General features: G+C 47.6%; 16 protein-coding genes and 1 pseudogene. All 17 read left to right on the top strand.

The features are described 5' to 3' along the window. Positions 1-181 precede the first annotated feature (181 nt). The 17 genes and pseudogenes from BJP58_RS17395 (at position 182) to csrA (ending at position 17,077) form a co-directional block, all read left to right on the top strand. Positions 182-688 (top strand): hypothetical protein, encoded by a 507-nt coding sequence (locus BJP58_RS17395; protein WP_194539929.1) that lies wholly within the window; start codon positions 182-184, stop codon positions 686-688. Between the two features lie 185 nt (positions 689-873). Further along, positions 874-1,161 (top strand): alpha/beta-type small acid-soluble spore protein, encoded by a 288-nt coding sequence (locus tag BJP58_RS17390; protein WP_194539928.1) that lies wholly within the window; start codon positions 874-876, stop codon positions 1,159-1,161. A gap of 224 nt (positions 1,162-1,385) precedes the next feature. Then, positions 1,386-2,591 carry a methionine adenosyltransferase gene (gene metK, locus BJP58_RS17385; protein WP_194539927.1) on the top strand — a complete coding sequence of 402 codons (1,206 nt, stop codon included), beginning with the start codon at positions 1,386-1,388 and terminating at the stop codon, positions 2,589-2,591. Positions 2,592-3,044: 453 nt separating this feature from the next. Continuing rightward, positions 3,045-5,747, top strand: coding sequence for a stalk domain-containing protein (locus tag BJP58_RS17380; protein WP_194544966.1), 2,703 nt, complete (start codon positions 3,045-3,047; stop codon positions 5,745-5,747). A gap of 45 nt (positions 5,748-5,792) precedes the next feature. Next, positions 5,793-6,947, top strand: coding sequence for a sensor histidine kinase (locus tag BJP58_RS17375; RefSeq protein WP_113061599.1), 1,155 nt, complete (start codon positions 5,793-5,795; stop codon positions 6,945-6,947). 4 nt (positions 6,948-6,951) lie between these two features. Next, positions 6,952-7,674 carry a response regulator gene (locus tag BJP58_RS17370; protein ID WP_071219809.1) on the top strand — a complete coding sequence of 241 codons (723 nt, stop codon included), beginning with the start codon at positions 6,952-6,954 and terminating at the stop codon, positions 7,672-7,674. A gap of 403 nt (positions 7,675-8,077) precedes the next feature. After that, a complete protein-coding gene (locus BJP58_RS17365) occupies positions 8,078-8,500 on the top strand; it encodes a hypothetical protein (protein WP_194539926.1) in 423 nt (140 codons plus the stop codon). 358 nt (positions 8,501-8,858) lie between these two features. After that, positions 8,859-10,756, top strand: a pseudogene (locus BJP58_RS34270) (helicase-related protein). Between the two features lie 432 nt (positions 10,757-11,188). Next, positions 11,189-11,833 (top strand): ComF family protein, encoded by a 645-nt coding sequence (locus BJP58_RS17355; protein WP_233354678.1) that lies wholly within the window; start codon positions 11,189-11,191, stop codon positions 11,831-11,833. Positions 11,834-11,946: 113 nt separating this feature from the next. Beyond that, a complete protein-coding gene (locus BJP58_RS17350; RefSeq protein WP_194539924.1) occupies positions 11,947-12,357 on the top strand; it encodes a TIGR03826 family flagellar region protein in 411 nt (136 codons plus the stop codon). An 87-nt stretch (positions 12,358-12,444) separates the two neighbouring features. Next, positions 12,445-12,741, top strand: a complete 297-nt coding sequence (gene flgM, locus BJP58_RS17345; RefSeq protein WP_194539923.1) for a flagellar biosynthesis anti-sigma factor FlgM — start codon at positions 12,445-12,447, stop codon at positions 12,739-12,741. Beyond that, positions 12,738-13,238, top strand: a complete 501-nt coding sequence (locus BJP58_RS17340) for a flagellar protein FlgN (protein WP_194539922.1) — start codon at positions 12,738-12,740, stop codon at positions 13,236-13,238. The genes flgM and BJP58_RS17340 overlap by 4 nt, the downstream gene beginning before the upstream one ends. A gap of 18 nt (positions 13,239-13,256) precedes the next feature. After that, complete coding sequence (flgK, locus tag BJP58_RS17335; RefSeq protein ID WP_194539921.1) at positions 13,257-14,828, top strand: flagellar hook-associated protein FlgK; 1,572 nt, start codon at positions 13,257-13,259, stop codon at positions 14,826-14,828. 12 nt (positions 14,829-14,840) lie between these two features. Further along, complete coding sequence (flgL, locus tag BJP58_RS17330) at positions 14,841-15,734, top strand: flagellar hook-associated protein FlgL (RefSeq protein ID WP_194539920.1); 894 nt, start codon at positions 14,841-14,843, stop codon at positions 15,732-15,734. Between the two features lie 15 nt (positions 15,735-15,749). Further along, positions 15,750-16,325, top strand: coding sequence for a DUF6470 family protein (locus BJP58_RS17325; protein WP_194539919.1), 576 nt, complete (start codon positions 15,750-15,752; stop codon positions 16,323-16,325). Positions 16,326-16,398: 73 nt separating this feature from the next. Continuing rightward, positions 16,399-16,863, top strand: coding sequence for a flagellar assembly protein FliW (fliW, locus tag BJP58_RS17320; RefSeq protein ID WP_194539918.1), 465 nt, complete (start codon positions 16,399-16,401; stop codon positions 16,861-16,863). Beyond that, positions 16,841-17,077, top strand: a complete 237-nt coding sequence (gene csrA / locus BJP58_RS17315; protein WP_194539917.1) for a carbon storage regulator CsrA — start codon at positions 16,841-16,843, stop codon at positions 17,075-17,077. The genes fliW and csrA overlap by 23 nt, the downstream gene beginning before the upstream one ends. Positions 17,078-17,180: the final 103 nt, after the last annotated feature.

Below are 17,180 nucleotides of genomic sequence, written 5' to 3'. Positions count from 1 at the left end.
TCGACTAGCTAAAATAAAGCTTAGCATCTAAGCTTTGACACACCGGGGACAATATGTTCTCCGGTGTGTTTTTTTAATTCTCCAAAGAAAACAATCCTTAACATTCCCAAGCAGGGTTGTTCAGTTCGAGTGTTTTCTTTATAGTTAAATATTATAGGTAACTTTAGGAGGAACAGATTACATGAATTCTTATTTGAAGGTTGGCTTGGCGGCGCTGACGATTGGCGCTGGTATATGGATTGGTGCAACCTACAGCAACACCGCAACCGGTGCCGGCACCACCCCAGGCACCACCGACGACCCGGTTGTCACTAAAAGCTATGTTGACCAACAAATTCAGCAAGCGCTGAATGGTGGTGGAGGAGCTACAAACCCAACGAATCCTGCAAAACCAACGGAGCCATCCCAAGGTGTTGATGAAGTTAAGAATGTTGCGCTGAAACCAGGTAAGATTCTAATTGCCGACGCAGGAACGGAGTTCATCGTGCGTTCAGGTAATGCTGTGATCTACACAGAAGTCTCTAGCGGCGTTGCAGACCTTACCGATGGTAAAGACCTGTTAAACGGTGAAACAGCGCCCAAGAACCATTTGCTTTCCTTCCCGCGTGAAGGTCGGGGTATTCAGGTGAAAGAAGGACAGACAAGCAATTTGATTGTCATGGTGCGCGGCGGCTACACCATTAAGTAATGATCGGCAACTAAGGTGCGTTAGACATCTGCTGATATCTCTTCATCCTCGAGTGGTGGCGAGGACTTTTGTCCGGCTTATTCCTCTTATAATTATTGCCAGTTGTGACAACGTTTTATACGTGTGAGTGCCTTGAAATCGACAAATAATACTTCTGTAAAAACCAATACAGGAGGTGTATTTTCATGGCACGCAGCAGTCGTAACCGTCAAGTGGTACCTGAGAGTCGTGAAATGCTGAAGCAAATGAAATACGAAATTGCAGCAGAGTTTGGATTACCCGTGGGATATGGTAGCGGTTCCAATGGAGCCGATACGGAATTTGGTTCCGAGTTAGGAACCATCGGAGGTGGATCTGCCAGCCGTCGTCCTGGATGGGGACATCTAACATCCCGTGAGAACGGATCCGTTGGTGGAGAGATCACTAAACGTTTGGTTCGAAACGCTGAACAAAGTCTCTTCGATAGGCTGTAGTCGTTTTTCAGTTACGAGTGGAACTTATTCTTGATTAAAATGATTGAAAAACCCAAGAAAATCCTTGAAAAACAGCTTACTTACTGGATTGACACCTGGTAACAAATAAGTTAATATGCATGTTGAGGATTGTACATTTCAAACCTTTTCCTGTCGGAAAAGGTTCATTTTTTGTGTAGGACCTCTTGATATATCACATACTATTCATATGGGAGGTTGATCTCATGTCTTTAACAGGGCGACGTTTATTTACATCTGAGTCCGTAACTGAAGGACATCCGGATAAAATCTGTGACCAGATTTCTGATGCGGTACTCGATGCTTTTTTGGCTAACGATCCGAACGCACGCGTAGCTTGTGAAGTTTCCGTTGCGACTGGTCTTGTTTTGGTCATTGGTGAAATTAGCACTAAATCTGAATACGTGGATATTCCATCCATCGTACGCAATACCGTGAAGGAAATCGGGTATACCCGTGCAAAATACGGTTTTGATTCCAATACATGTGCGGTGTTGACATCGCTGAATGAGCAATCTGCCGATATTGCACAAGGGGTAAACGCTGCACTGGAGAATCGTGATCCTTCCCAAGTGGACAAGGAAACTGAGAACATCGGTGCTGGCGACCAAGGTCTGATGTTTGGTTTTGCAACGAACGAGACCCCAGAACTGATGCCTCTTCCGATTGCATTGTCTCACCGTATCGCTCGTCGTTTGTCCGAGGTTCGTAAAAACGGTACGCTGGAATACCTGCGTCCGGACGGTAAAACCCAGGTAACGGTTGAGTATGACGGCAATACGCCAGTTCGCGTGGATACGATCGTAGTATCGACTCAACATGCCGAAGAAGCAACGCTGGAGCAAATCCAGAAGGATATTAAAGAACAAGTTATTCTTCCTGTCGTACCGGCTGAATTGCTGGATGCAGAAACTAAATATTTCATTAACCCAACCGGCCGTTTCGTAATCGGTGGACCACAAGGGGACGCTGGTCTGACAGGCCGCAAAATCATCGTGGACACCTATGGCGGCTACGCTCGTCATGGCGGCGGTGCATTTTCCGGTAAGGATCCTACAAAGGTTGACCGTTCCGCTGCTTACGCGGCTCGCTACGTGGCTAAAAACCTGGTTGCTGCAGGACTTGCGGACAAGTGCGAAATTCAATTGGCTTACGCTATTGGTGTCGCTAACCCAGTGTCGATTAGTGTAGATACTTACGGAACAGGTAAAGTGAGCGAAGAGAAGCTGGTTGAGCTTGTGCGTAACAACTTCGACCTGCGTCCGGCTGGAATCATTCGCATGCTGGATCTTCGTCGTCCGATCTACAAACAAACCGCTGCTTACGGACATTTTGGACGTACGGATCTCGATCTTCCTTGGGAGCGCGTGGACAAAGCGGAAGCGTTGAAAGAACAAGCTGGCGTAAACTAAGGTAATTTTAAGATATGTAACAGATATAAAATTTAGGCATGTGCTGATTTAATTTTTCTTCTGAAAAAAATCGGTGCATGTCTTTTTTGCTTCTTTTTCTAATTATGAGTAGAGATTCAACGCAGCTGAAACAAAGAATATGACAAAAATGAAATAATTATAAAAGCTGATGACCTATCGTGGTTATCAGCATTTTCATTAAATAAATGGAAAAACAGGAATATAATTTATGACAAACTAGTTACTTTTACATAATAATATAATAACACAGGATTGATTTACATGGACTCCTAAAAAATTCCGGTACAAATCTAGCAAGACTTGGTGTACGATACGCGAAAGTGTTTTTTTTATAACAAATTCGTAACTTTTCCGCAAAAATGAAGTCTATTAATTAGAGACTTTATATGTTCGGCATCCGTGTTGAACGAGAGATGGGAGAGTTACGATTACATGGTTAGTCAGGGGAAAACACTGAAGTCTACAACATCTGGTGTAGGCAAGAAATGGTTGATTATTACATTGGCAGGGGCCATCTGGGTGGGTCCTGTGTTGGGCAGCGGAATACCAGTGATAGGGAATCTATCAACATCCTCGGTAGCTTATGCGGCATCAACATCGGCTAAGCAGCTTGGTGAGGAAATCATTACTTCCGGTGCGGTTTTAATGAAATATCAGTATATCAACAGTACTGGCGCAAAATCGCTGGCTAATGTCATTCGGGTGGACTTGAACAACAAGTACGTGAAACTGGATGTCATGACAGGCCAAGGGAATCAATTTACAACGAGACAAAGCACGGGCGGAATGGCTAAGGAGAACGGAGCGGTTGCTGCTATTAACGGTGACTTTTTTAATACCGGCAGCGAAGGGGCTCCGATGGGTGCTCAAGTATCAAACGGTCAGTTGATGTCAACCCCGTCGGAACTGAAAGGCATGTATGCTTTTGGAGTAACGAACGATGGAACGCCAATTCTGGATGAGTTTGCATTCTCGGGGAGTATTACAGCTGAGAATGGCGCCTCATTCCCACTCGCGGGCATGAACAAAACATCTTATGCTCCTGAGGGGACCGGATCAACGTATAGCCATGCGAATTCAGCTTATATCTACACCAGCGCATGGAAGGCTATTGAGCGTCCTAAGAACAGCTCGACAACCCCAACGGAGGTTATGGTAACGGATGGGGTCATAACCGATATTTCAGTAATGGCAGGATTGCAAACAGCGATACCGGAGGGAAGCTACATTTTGCGAACCCATGGGGCTGCGGCAGAATTCGTGAAACAAAATCTGGCAGTTGGACAGAGGCTGGAAGCCGATTATGCTTTGGTGTCCAAAAAATCAGGCAAAGAACTGGACCCAACTACACTCCAAATGATGATTGGCGGCCATACGATTCTGGTGGATAACGGCAAGGCCACTTCATTCTCGCGAAACGTGAATTCGATTGGAGGAAGCAGGGCACGAACAGCCGTAGGTTACTCCAAAGACGGTCGTTACGCTTACCTGATTGCCACAGAGAGCAACGATAACAGCAAAGGCATGACGCTGCAGCAGCTTCAGGATTTCATGACGAAGGTTGGAGTATGGAAGGGAATGAACCTGGACGGTGGAGGATCGACAACGATGGTAAACCGTCCACTTGCCGAGATGAACACGCAGCTGACCTTCAATACGGAATACGGCACCACGCAGCGCAGCATTGTTAACGCACTCGGCGTGTTCTCAACGGCACCTCAGGGCAGCTTGAAGGGCTTAAAAGTAAGCGGAAGCAACACGCTCCTGATCGGCCAGATCGGCACGTATGAACTGAAGGGCTATGATACTTACTATAATCCAATTGAGGCAGGTTCGATTAAACCGACTTGGAAGTCCAGCAACGGCAATTTAGCGGTCAACGGACAAAGCGTTAAAGCGACAAAGCCGGGTACCTCAACACTGACGGCAGTAAGCGGCAGCACGAAAGCTACGATGCAAGTCAAGGTGCTGGGCGCGGATGATCTTGTTGCATTGACTACCGGCGTATCAAGCGCACCGCTGCAGGCTGGAACGAGCGTTTCCGTGCCGGTGACGGCCGTAACAGGCAATGGACAAAGCTTGGAAGTTCCAAGCAGTGCGCTGAAATGGGAGTTTATCGGATTTAAAGGCAGCGTAAAAGACGGCCGCCTGACCGTATCCTCCGTGAACAGCAATACGAAAGTCGGTTATGCCATCGCACGCTATGACGGCTTTAGCACGGTCGTTATTTTATCGGCAGCGGGCGAGAGCACATGGGAGAACTTCGAGAATGTGAATTACCCGGTGAAGTTCACGACCAATGTACTGGCAGTTACCGGGGCTGCAGCGATCAAAAATGGCAGCGGAGCAAAAGCATCATCTAAAGTCTTGAACTTGACCTATGATATGACAGGCGGATTAGGGCAAAAAATGTACGCTTACGCCGAGTTGAATGGCGCAACTGGCAAAGTGATCCCTGCACAGGCAACGGCCATGACCATCGATGTGGAGGGAGATAACAGCCTGAACTGGCTGCGTGCCGAGCTCAAGGACAATAATGGGAAAACCGTGTACGTCGACTTGGCAAAAGCAATTGATTGGAGCGGCTGGAAAACACTGAGCATCGATCTCAGCGGACATAACGTTGCATTCCCGGCACAGATGAAGCGGTTGTATGTGGTGAACGTGGAAGAAGGCCAGGATGAGCGCGCATTGACAGGAGCTGTATCTTTTGACGATATCCGCTTTACGATGCCGTCCCTATCCGGGAATGAAGGTCTTCCAACAGGCAAAGCGGTCATGACCATTGGGCAAAAATCGCTTATGCTGAATGGTTCGAAAGTGGCAATTGATTCGGCACCAATCTTGAAGAATGGAACGACTTACGTTCCGATTAAGCATGTGCTCGACGCGTTTGGCGGGCAAGCAACCTGGAACCAATCCGCTCAGCGTGTGGGTGTCCTGAGGGGCGGCATGCTCATGGAACTGACGGTCGGTAAGAAGGAATTCATTCTAAATGGTAAGCGCAGTTCGGCGGCTGTAGCACCAATGGTTCAAGGTGGTAGGACTTTGGTCCCTCTTCGTCTCGTTTCCGAGCAATTAGGCCTTAAAGTAAAATGGGACAAGAACACGAAGACCGTTACGATCGAATCGTGATATGGTATGATATGTATATGAAACGTTAGAAATGGAGTAGAGTGCGTGGATTATCAAGCCGATGCCATCGACCGTGTCATAAAAAATGCCATCAAAGTGATGGAGGACAGCAAATACCAAATGTTCGAAATATTGGAGGCGTCGCGGCAGGAGCTCGCGTCTCTCAATCATGAACTGCAGCGGACATTAAAAGAAACGACGGAAACCTTAGAGAAGGTAGATCAGCTGGAGCTGAACTACCGCCGTTCCCGGATCCGGCTGACCGAGGTCAGCCGGGATTTTGTCCGGTACAAGGAAGAGGACATCAAGCAGGCGTATGAGAAAGCGACGCAGCTTCAGCTTGACCTCATGATCTACCGGGAGAAGGAAATGTATCTGAAGGCAAGACGAGATGAGCTGCAGAAGCGGGTTCGTAATGTCGAGAGCTCCGTGGAGCGTGCAGAATCGATCGGATCTCAGATGGGCGTGGTATTGGAATACTTGTCCGGGGAGCTGGGGCAGGTATCCCGAATCATCGAATCTGCGAAAAACAGACAGGTCATTGGTCTCAAAATTATTTTGGCGCAGGAAGAGGAACGGAAACGCATCTCCAGAGAGATTCATGATGGACCTGCACAATTGCTGGCGAATCTGGTTCTTAGGACGGAAATTGTAGAAAGAATGCTCGCAAAGCAGGAATTTAAGATGGTGCAGGACGAAATAGTAGATTTGAAGGGCCAGGTTCGATCGAGCTTGGAGGAAATGCGAAAAGTCATTTTTAATCTGCGTCCAATGGCACTCGATGATCTAGGATTAATCCCCACACTGCGTAAATACGTGCATGATTATGAAGAGAAATCGAAAATCCGCACGATCTTCGAGACACGGGGAAAAGAGCATCGTCTCTCTTCTGCGATGGAGGCTGCCATCTACCGGTTGGTGCAGGAAGCACTTTCGAATGCTGCAAAACATGCTTACCCGACTTATGTGCTTGTTGAAATCACGTACCAGGCGCAATTGGTCAAAATCGTTGTACAGGACAATGGCCTGGGATTCAATGTCGATTTGCTGGAGCAGAAAAGCAAGGACCACTTTGGGTTAATTGGCATGCGGGAGAGGGTTGAGCTGCTCGAAGGGAGAATGGAGATCGATTCAGCTGAGAATCAAGGAACCAAGATCGTGATTCATATCCCGACGAACGTAGAAAAGAGAAAGGAGTAATCGGATGGAACATTTGGAAAAAGAGAACACGATTATAAAAGTATTATTAGCGGATGACCACCAGCTATTTAGGGAGGGTCTGAAGCGTATACTGAATATGGAGGACGACATTGACGTAATCGGAGAATGCGGCGATGGAATTCAAGTACTTGAGTTCTGTAATGAAGTGAAGCCGGATATCGTGCTGATGGATATCAACATGCCTACCGAAAATGGCGTTCAAGCAACTGAGAAACTACGTGAAATGTTTCCTGAGATCAAAGTTATCATTCTGTCGATTCATGACGACGAGAGTTATGTGTTTGAAACGCTCCGTAAGGGAGCAAACGGTTACCTCCTGAAGGATATGGAAGCCGAGTCACTGATTAATGCGATTCGTTCGGTACATGAGGGATATGCATTTATCCATCCGAAAGTTACGGGCAAGCTTATTCAACAGCTCCGCCGGATGACTTATGTAAACGAAGCAGGCGCTATGGCTGAGAGCGGTTCGCGTGAAGCTGGAGTCAAGTTCGTGGCAGGCGAGAATAACCCATTGACAAGGCGCGAAGCGGAAGTGCTTAGACTAATGGCTGAAGGCAAGAGCAACAAGATGATAGGGGAGTACCTGTTCATTAGTGAGAAAACTGTAAAAAACCACGTCAGCAGCATTTTGCAGAAGATGGAAGTGGACGACCGTACGCAAGCGGTTATCAACTCGATCAAATATGGCTGGGTGACGTTGTAATCGCCGATCCGAATGCACGGACGCGTCTTACATAGGGAGGGAACTGCCAAGGGCGGTTCCTTTTTGTTATGATATGGAGTTTATAAGTTTCCGCTGAAGCTGAACAAACCTTGATAAAGATAAGAAAGTACTTATTCAGCGAGGTCAGCTTTCCGTGAAGGTCATTACATAGTTATTCATCCTAAGATATCAGAAAGTGTAAATTTCGATGAATGGTCTTTTTGATATCGCAATTAGACATACTTCAAAAGGCAATCTGTCTTCTGTGAAGGTACGCCTCGATAGTTGTTCTCTTATGGTGTTGAGCCGTTCCCATCAAGTTCCGTGTGGGCCCTGGTTTCTTAACTGTCACCGTCCCCTCCTGATCAGCATATATTGTTGATAAGAGAAGGAGGTGAGTCTCATGGTTGCCCAATTGCTGTGGATACTCGCGGTGTACGGGATTGCTGTTGCTCTGATTCATATTATGCATGCCCGTCAACTCAGAAGAGCCGGTGAAGGCACGGGGCGGTGCAGGCATTATGTGCTGATCACGTCCAACCATGAGCGGCAGGTGGAATGGTATTTGAGAGCCCTTTCATGGTATGCCCTGCTGAGCGGGACGCGCGTGCGTGTCACCGTCCTTGATGATCAGTCGTACGATGATACACTGAAGATTGTCCAGAGATTGACTCATTTGTCCGGAATTGAGCTGGTATATGGGACTTGGAGGTCCGATGATTCGGCATCACGGGAAGTGGATGCCGATCCGAATGAAGAAGAAGTGATACGGATCGATCTAAGAATCCCGATGGAGGCTGTTCGAATTCCATATGTACAGGGATAAACATCTGCAAGTTGTTTTGGTTACCAGGTTCGTATTCATATTGTTAAAGGCGTGAAGCACACTCCTAGCGTAAGCGAGGGGTGTGTTTTTTGTTTTTCTGGGGAGAGGAGCGGCTTTCCCACATCCAAGCGTGTTTGTTCTTATTTTGTCTATGGCTGAACCTTACTGAACCTCCTACACTCAACTCCGATCTTGGTTCCATGTGATTGACTGTCCCTCGTAGCGCTACGTGTACCCGACTAGGAGAATTGGGAATAAGGCAGCTAAAAGAAGGAGGTGACAGATTTCAACATAGGGCATCGTGAGAAGGATCTGCTTCATAATGTAATTTATATGTCTCGATATTGGAGTTGATTTCATGCGGATTGCCGTATATGCCATTCGAACATTAGAGAAATGGAAGTGTTGTCTCTCGCTGGATATGCGGGTGGATCTTCAATGGTGGTATGGAATGAAAAGATCGACGGATGAGAAAGCCAGCCCACGCTCATTAGTACTGTTATCAATACAAATTCCACTAGGATGGGCCGTTTATATTCAAGAGAGATTTCGATCCAACCATGACATGGATCAGTGGGGGAAATCGGATTGGCAAAAGTATTTGTACCAGAGCTTAAGTTCGTTTTTACTCCAAGAGCCTGAAGGAAGCAGATCGCAATGGAGTGTTTTGTTGACGGAGATTCAGCTGTTGGACGGATCGTATATAAATTCCTTTATCGAAAAGAGGAACGTGGTAGAGGATTGGGCTTTGTTGATGCAGCAGGCAGAGCTGCTGATTCAGTGCATGGCAGGACGAGCCTTGCTTGCCGGCGAGGTCGAGGCTTTGTTGGTGGAGGTCGCCGGGGATACCGGCGACTGGCGCACTGCCGCCCAGCTTGGCGTCCTGCTGGGTCGCCTGCGATTGGAAGCGGGGCTGGCACAGCCCGCCCCGCAGGGTGCGCCCGGCTGGCTGCGCCGCCGGGCCATGGCCCCCGCTGCCGACGATGCGGCAGCGAGGCCCGAAGCCGCACGGCATGCGCCGCGTGCGGCTCGGCGGCTTGCGCCTATTGCGAGGCCTGCCTCGCGATGGGGCGCAGCCGCGCCTGTGCCCTGCTGCTGCATGGCGCAGCAGGATCGGCCGTGCGGGGCACGGCCGGGGGTTCCCCCACCGCGGCCTTGGGCCGGTGGGGGCTTAGCGCAGCGCAGAGCGCCGCCGCTGGCGCTGCGCTGCGGTTTTTGGCGGAGCCGCCCGCAGGGGGCTCCGCGGGGTCTGCCCGGTTTCTCATCTGGGCGGTGACCGGTGCCGGAAAGACCGAGATGATCTTTCCGCTGCTGCAGTCGATTCTGGATGCGGGTGGGCGCGTGCTGCTTGCCGCGCCAAGACGGGACGTGGTGCTGGAGTTGGCGCCACGTTTATCCAAGGCTTTTCCCGCGAAGACGGTGGTCACGTTATATGGTGGGAGTCCGGACCGTTGGAAGCGGGGGAGCATCACGCTGGCAACAACGCATCAGCTGCTGCGTTTCAGGGGAGCTTTTGACCTGGTGGTGATCGACGAGATTGATGCCTTCCCGTATCATAATGATCCAATGCTGGATTACGCTGCCAAAGGCGCTTGCAAAATAGGAGGGAAGTATATCTACCTATCAGCAACTCCGCCAACGCCATTACAGCGTGAGGCGGCTGCAGGCAGATTGCCACACGCGAAAGTTCCCGCACGCTTCCATGGTCATCCGTTACCCGTTCCTCAGAAGCTGAAAATGTTTGCGGTGAACCGTTGTCTACAAGAAAAAAAGCTTCCCCCACTCCTGATTCGCAGTCTGAGCGCATCTCTTTCCCGTGGTGCTCAAGTGTTCCTGTTCGTTTCCCGGATCAAGCATATTGCTCCAATTCTGGAGCTGCTTTGCAAGACGATCGCCAACATGCCGATTGAAGGGACTTCATCCATTGATTCGGAACGGGCAAGCAAAGTGATGGCCTTTCGTAACAGGGAGATTCGCTTGCTCGTGACAACGACCATACTCGAGCGCGGGGTAACGGTTCCGAAGAGTGACGTGTTCATTTTGGATGCGGACAGTGAGCTTTTTGACGAAGCTGCATTGATTCAAATGGCTGGCCGCGCGGGCCGATCCAAGGATGATCCGGCAGGACGGGTGGTTTTTGCTGCGCCCCAATGGACTCGGAGCCAAAGCTCGGCAGTCCGGCAAATCAAAGCGATGAACAGAATTGCCCGTAAGGGAGGGTATTTACGGTCTGTTCAGGAACTGGTGAATGACTAGGGGATTGAGCGGACATGAGTTTGTAGCGCATGAATATTGAATCTCGGGAGTCCTTTAAGTTTCCAACTCTATAGTGAAAAAAATCTACTGAGCTGATATCGGCGGTCCCGGAATAGTGATGACAATATATTCGCGTTGTTGTTTTGTAGTCTTTTTACCCGTTGAGTGATGTCTATCATTCTTTATTCTAGCTCTCTTAGAAAGGAAGGAGCATAATTGATTTCAAACGTCTTTAGCCATCTAATCGGGCATATGCATCGTTTGCTCAAACCGATTGACGAAACCTGTCTCGCTTGTGGAAAAACAGGTTCCTTCACTCGGGAACTTCCGGGCATATGCCGTGCCTGTTATCGGAAAATCCCCTGGATTATGAAACCTAAATGTTGGCGTTGCGGGAGAGGAATCGGCTGTCCCGACTGTACTCGTTTAGGAATGAACGATCGAAGCTTTGTTTTGAACCGAAGTGCGGTAACCTACGATACGCAGATGAGAGAGTGGTTGGCGCAGTACAAATATAGGGGGAATGAACGTTATGCTCCTCTTTTGACAGAGATGATGCAACGGGCATACGCAATGCTCCATCGGGAAGCAAACATCCATTTGGGAAATAAGGGATTACGGGATTCTAGGAACATACCATGGAGTGTACATGCCGTCACTTCGGTTCCGGTCAGTGGGGAAAGGCTTCAGGAGAGGGGCTTCAATCAAGCGGAGGTACTCGCACAGGGGCTTGCGCTTAGAATTAAGGTGCCTTATGTACGGATGTTGGAACGTAGACGTCACACGGACAAACAGAGCTTCAAAAACCGGATGGATCGGTTGAAGGATATGGAGGGTGTTTTCGGTGCACTGCAGGATGGACCCGATATGCTTTTGTCCATAAGAAATCAGGCCGCAGAGCATACTCGTTCTGAAGTGGGAGCATCTCTGTTCAAAGGACCATTTCGTATTCTTTTGATTGATGATATCTATACAACGGGAAGTACGATTAATGCTTGTGCGCAGGTTTTGCGGAGATGCGAATCCCTTATGGAAATGCCCGTCGAGATCTATAGTTTAACCTGGGCTCGTTCGTAAATGATTAAAATAGGAAAAATGTGTGGATTCTGTTACCGAATGATAGACGTATGGCCTAAGATAATGTAATCTAGGGGTATCAAAGGTTCTATGTGGCATGGAGGTTGTTGAGCATGAATCTGGGGAATTGCCCTCGGTGCGGCAAGTTATATACGGTGAATATTCGGGAATTGTGTCCTGAATGCATGAAAGTGATTGAGAAGGAATACGAGAAATGCGCAACCTTCCTGCGTGAGCAAAAAGGCGCAACCATCCATGAGGTATCTGAGGCTACGGAAGTATCCGTGCGGCAGATTACGAAGTTTATCAAGGAAGGCCGGATCTCGATTGCGAACGCGCCGAACCTGGCGTATCCTTGCGAAGTATGCGGAACGTTGATTCGCGAGAGCAATATGTGCGAGTCCTGCCGGACGCGATTAACGAGGGAGCTAAGACAGGCGGCTGCTGGCGACCAGGAAAATCAGCCTGGGTCCCGCAAAGACAGAGAGACTTACAGTGCAGTCGATAAACTGCGCAAATACTAACTTTTGAACTATTAACAATGTTTCATATCCGGCCGATAAACTTAGTAAAGCTTATCGGTCTTTTATTTTAAGTGAGGTGAATAGGGCGTGAAGATTAACGAATCGGGACGTGTGAACGGCATCAATTCGTATCAACGGAATATTGAATCTCGGGAGATGCAGCATATCGATAAGAATAAACGCCGCAAGGATGAAGTATCAATCTCCCCGGAGGCGATGGAACTGAGTGCACAGAGTAAAGTACAGGATCCGGAACGCGCGGAGAAAATTCAGCGTTTGAAGGAAGCTGTAACCAACGGCACATATGAAGTGCCAGTTGATCGTTTGGCAGACAAATTGCTCCCGTATTTTCAATCCTACAATAAATCAGGTGAGTCCAAGTGAGTGCTAGGTCCATAATCGATTATATGAAGCGTCAGGATGAGCTGCATCAGCAGCTCATAGAGGCAGGGAAAGATAAAAGGCAAGCCATTCTGGATAATGATGTGGAACGTCTTACAGCGGTCATGACCAAGGAGAACCGCCTGCTGAAGCAGGTGGCGGAAACGGAAGCGCTGCGTCAAGGTGCCGCAGATGATTTTTTGCGTGAGAAGGGCATCCGCTCCCAGCTTCAGCTGACGGTTACTGAGATGACTCGTCTTGTATTTAACCCGGAGGAAAAAACTGAGCTGCAAGATGTGCAGCAGCAATTAATGGACAGGCTCATGGAACTCAAAGAGCTGAATGAGATTAACCGAGAGCTCATTGAGCAATCCCTAGCGTTCATTGATTACAGTTTGAATTTGTTAGTTAGTCGTCCGGAGGATGATTTGCTCTATCAGCATCCGAAGCATCAGAATCCTGCCGGCAAGGGCCGAAGCATGTTTGATACCAGGGCATAAGCAGAAAGGAAAATGTAGATGAGATCCACATTTCATTTGCTCGAAATCGGAAAGAGGGGCTTGATTGCCCAGCAAGCTGCAATTAACACAGCTGGTCATAACGTTACGAACGCCAATACGCCAGGTTACTCTCGTCAGACTACCCGCCTGGTTGCATCGAATCCGATTGCATTTCCAGGAATGCAGCGATCCCAAGCCGCTGGTCAACTTGGAATGGGCGTAGAAGCGGAGAGCATTCAGCGGGTACGTGACTTTCTATTGGATATCGAATACCGAAATCAGAACACGAATTTGTCGACATGGAGCGTTCAGCAAGAGACGCTTTCGAATATTGAGGGGATTTTTAACGAGCCTTCGGACAGCAGCTTGAGTGCAAGCATTGCTGAGTTCTGGACGGCATGGCAGACGCTCAGTAAGAATCCAAGCGACACCGACTTATCCGCCCGTATGGCGGTCCAGCAGAAAGCGATCGCATTGACGGAGACGTTTAACCATATTTACTCCCAATTGGATACCCTCAGTAATAACTTGACTTCCCGCATCGACACCAAGGTAGCGGAAGCTAACAACTATATTGAGCAAGTGGCGGAATTGACGCAGAGTATTAAGCGGATCGAGGGTCTTGGCGATAACGCAAACGATCTGCGGGATAAGCGGGATTTGCTCGTTGATCAGTTATCATTACTCGGGAATGTGAATGTAACGGAGACAGGTGACGTTTATCAAGTGACGTTTGGCAACCAGGTCGTGGTTGACGATATGACGTCCACACCGATTACGAACGCGATTGCCGGGACATTGACCGGCGGGGAGATCGCTGGTTATGTGACCTCCCGTGATGTGCATGTTCAAGGATATATCACCCAGCTGAACATTATGGCCAACACACTGGCTACAGGCAAAGTAGAAGTGACCCTGCCGGCTGGAACGATTCTTCCGCCAGGCGTGAACATTCCGAATGCTGTTATGGATGCAAATAATCCTCGCAAGCTTGCTCAGGATGCGAAGCATACGGTTGATGGCCTCAACGGATTACATAAGTTGGGTTATACCCTTAATGAGCCGGCCACAACCGGTGGCGACTTCTTTGTATCTGCTAACGGCGGGCCAATTACCGCTGGAAATATGAGATTAAGCCAGACGATCCAAGCTGATCTGAAGAACATTGGCGCTTCCCTGCGGACCGAAATGAAGACGGATCCGAATGGTACGACCTCCGAGGTCGTTTTGAAAGGTAATGGTGGCATGGCGCTTCTGATTGCGCAATTGTCAGAACGTACGTTTAATTTTAATCCGAATAACAACAATGGTTCAGTAACGGACATCACGAATTTTGAAGGGTATCTGCAGTCAGTTATCTCCAAATTGGGTACGGACAGCAGCAATGCCAATAAGATGGTGGAGAACGGCACGTTGTTGGTGGAGCATGCAGATACACTCCGTCTATCGATTAGCAGTGTATCCCTTGATGAAGAGATGTCGGATCTGATCCGCTTCCAGCATGCTTACAGCGCCTCATCACGTGTTGTCACTACGATTGACGAAATGTTGGATAAATTAATCAACGGCACCGGCGTCGTCGGCAGATAGGAGGAATAAATCATGCGCATAACCCAATCCATGATGACTAGCTCCATGATGAGCGGCTTACAAGGCAACTATCGCAGACTGGATAAATATCAGGAGCAAATGATGACCCAGCGCCGGATTAATCGTCCTTCCGACGATCCGGTGGGTGTAGCCAGTGCTCTCCAATACCGTGGTCAAATCACTGCTACAACGCAGTTTGAGCAAAATGCGGATGATGCGGATGCGTGGCTAAAGTATGGGGATACGGTCATGACCGAAGTTACACAGATTATCCAAAAGCTTTCGGAGCTGGCGGTGCAGGGCGGAACGGATACGGTACCAAAGGATGCTAGGGAAAATATTGCCGCTGAGGTGGATCAGTTATTCCAGCAGTTGGTTTCTCTCGGCAATTCGCAATTCAAAGGGAAGTATATTTTTAATGGTGAGAGAACCGATGAAAAGCCATTCCCTGAGGATCCAACCCAAACCTCATATGCTTTGGATGATGGCGAAGTAAGGTATCAAGTAGGTGCTGGAATCACAGTGTCTGTGAACACTTTAGGAGAGCAAGTGTTTGGAGCATATGGAGACACTTCGGGCATATTTGCTGTGGTAGATAATCTTAAGAAGGCACTGCTTGCTGATGATACAGCAGGTATTCAAAGTGCCATACCTTCACTGCAGAAGAATCTCGAGACGACAATTACTGCCCAAGCGGAGATGGGCGGTAAACAAAACCGTCTGGAGTTTACGCTTAGCAGGCTTGGAGATCTTAATTTAAACTACATGGATTTACAATCAAAAGTGGAAGACGCAGATATCTCAAAAGTTATTATAGATCTCAAGACTTCCGAGAGTGTTTATCAGGCTTCTTTAGATACTATGGCTAGAATTATTCGTCCGAGTCTGTTGGATTTCCTAAGATAAAGGAGGGTATGCAGCATGAATATCCCCCGAATACAAATTCAGCAAGGATATTCACAGATTGGCCTTCAATCAACGAAGGGCCAACAGAGTATAGAGCAGCCTAGATCATCCATAAATATGACCCAGAAGAATGCCATACTAGAGGTGGAGCAAGCTAAGGGAACATTGGAGATTGATTCACGCAAGGCGTGGTCGGCTCTAGGGAAGGCTCGCTTTGAAGAAGCTACCGATAGAATAGCACAATCTTCATTACAGATTTCAATGCAAAATATTGCGGATATAGCCCGGAATGGTGATCAAATGATGGCAACTCATGAAGGTGGCAATGTATTTGCAGAAATTGCGAGGAATAACGTGTTCAAGGAACGTCCAAGGGTCGAGCTAACCGGTGATCCTGGATATGATAATGTAGACATTACTTATATTCCTGGTCAGGTGAAAACTAACTATATTCCAGGTGGAGTTAGCTTTAATCCCGAGATCCATAAACCAGTAGTTGATTATTATCCCGGCAAGGTTAACCCATATTTAATCAATCAAAATTTTATATTTATGTCGGCAACAGGTAAACAGCTTGATGCAGTTGTCTAGTTGTAGATATACAATAGCTATAATGAAACTTGTTTCATTATAGCTATTGTTTTTAACGAAGGAGGAGTAACCTATGATTGTAAATACAAAAAGATTCGGCAAAATAGAGATAGATAGCAACCAAATGATCGTATTTGAGAGTCCGATATTGGGTTTCGGAGATTTTCAGAAATATATTTTGCTTCAATCAGAGGAGAAGGCGAGTCCCTTTGAGTTCTTGCAGTCTGCGGAAAATGAAGATCTGAGTTTTATTGTTACTGACCCCTTTGTTTTTTTTCCTCAATATGAATTTCATTTGGAACCGCATTGGCTTGAGGCATTAGCCATTACTAATGAATCTGATATATCGATCATGGTTATCGTTACGGTCCGGTCTGCAGATGACATATCCTGCAATTTAAAGGCGCCTGTTGTCATCAATAAGTCCAACAATAGCGCTGCACAGATTGTCTTAGATCATGGGGGGTATACGACACAGCAGCCTTTGTTAAGAGAGAAGAAGGGGGCTGAAATTAATGCTGATTCTGTCAAGAAATAAGGGACAGAAAATTATGATTAATGATAACATTGTTCTTTCTGTTATTGAGGTAAATGGTGATCAGGTCAGAATTGGTATTGAAGCTCCTGGGAATGTAACTATATATCGTGAAGAAATTTATGAAGCTATCAAGCAGCAGAATCAAAATGCAGTTGAATTCAATGATGATATACAAAATATATTGCAGGGTGTCATTCCAAAAGAGAAGAAATAAATTTTTATTTAGAAATTGATATTCTGCTATAAACAATAGAGTGAAGTTTCCGATAAATATAATATGGGTCGAAAGGCATGGCAGTAACGGCCGAACGCCATGT

The organism is Paenibacillus sp. JZ16 (genome assembly GCF_015326965.1).
Classification (GTDB): Bacteria; Bacillota; Bacilli; order Paenibacillales; family Paenibacillaceae; genus Paenibacillus_AQ.
This window is presented reverse-complemented; position numbering and strand designations above follow the sequence as displayed.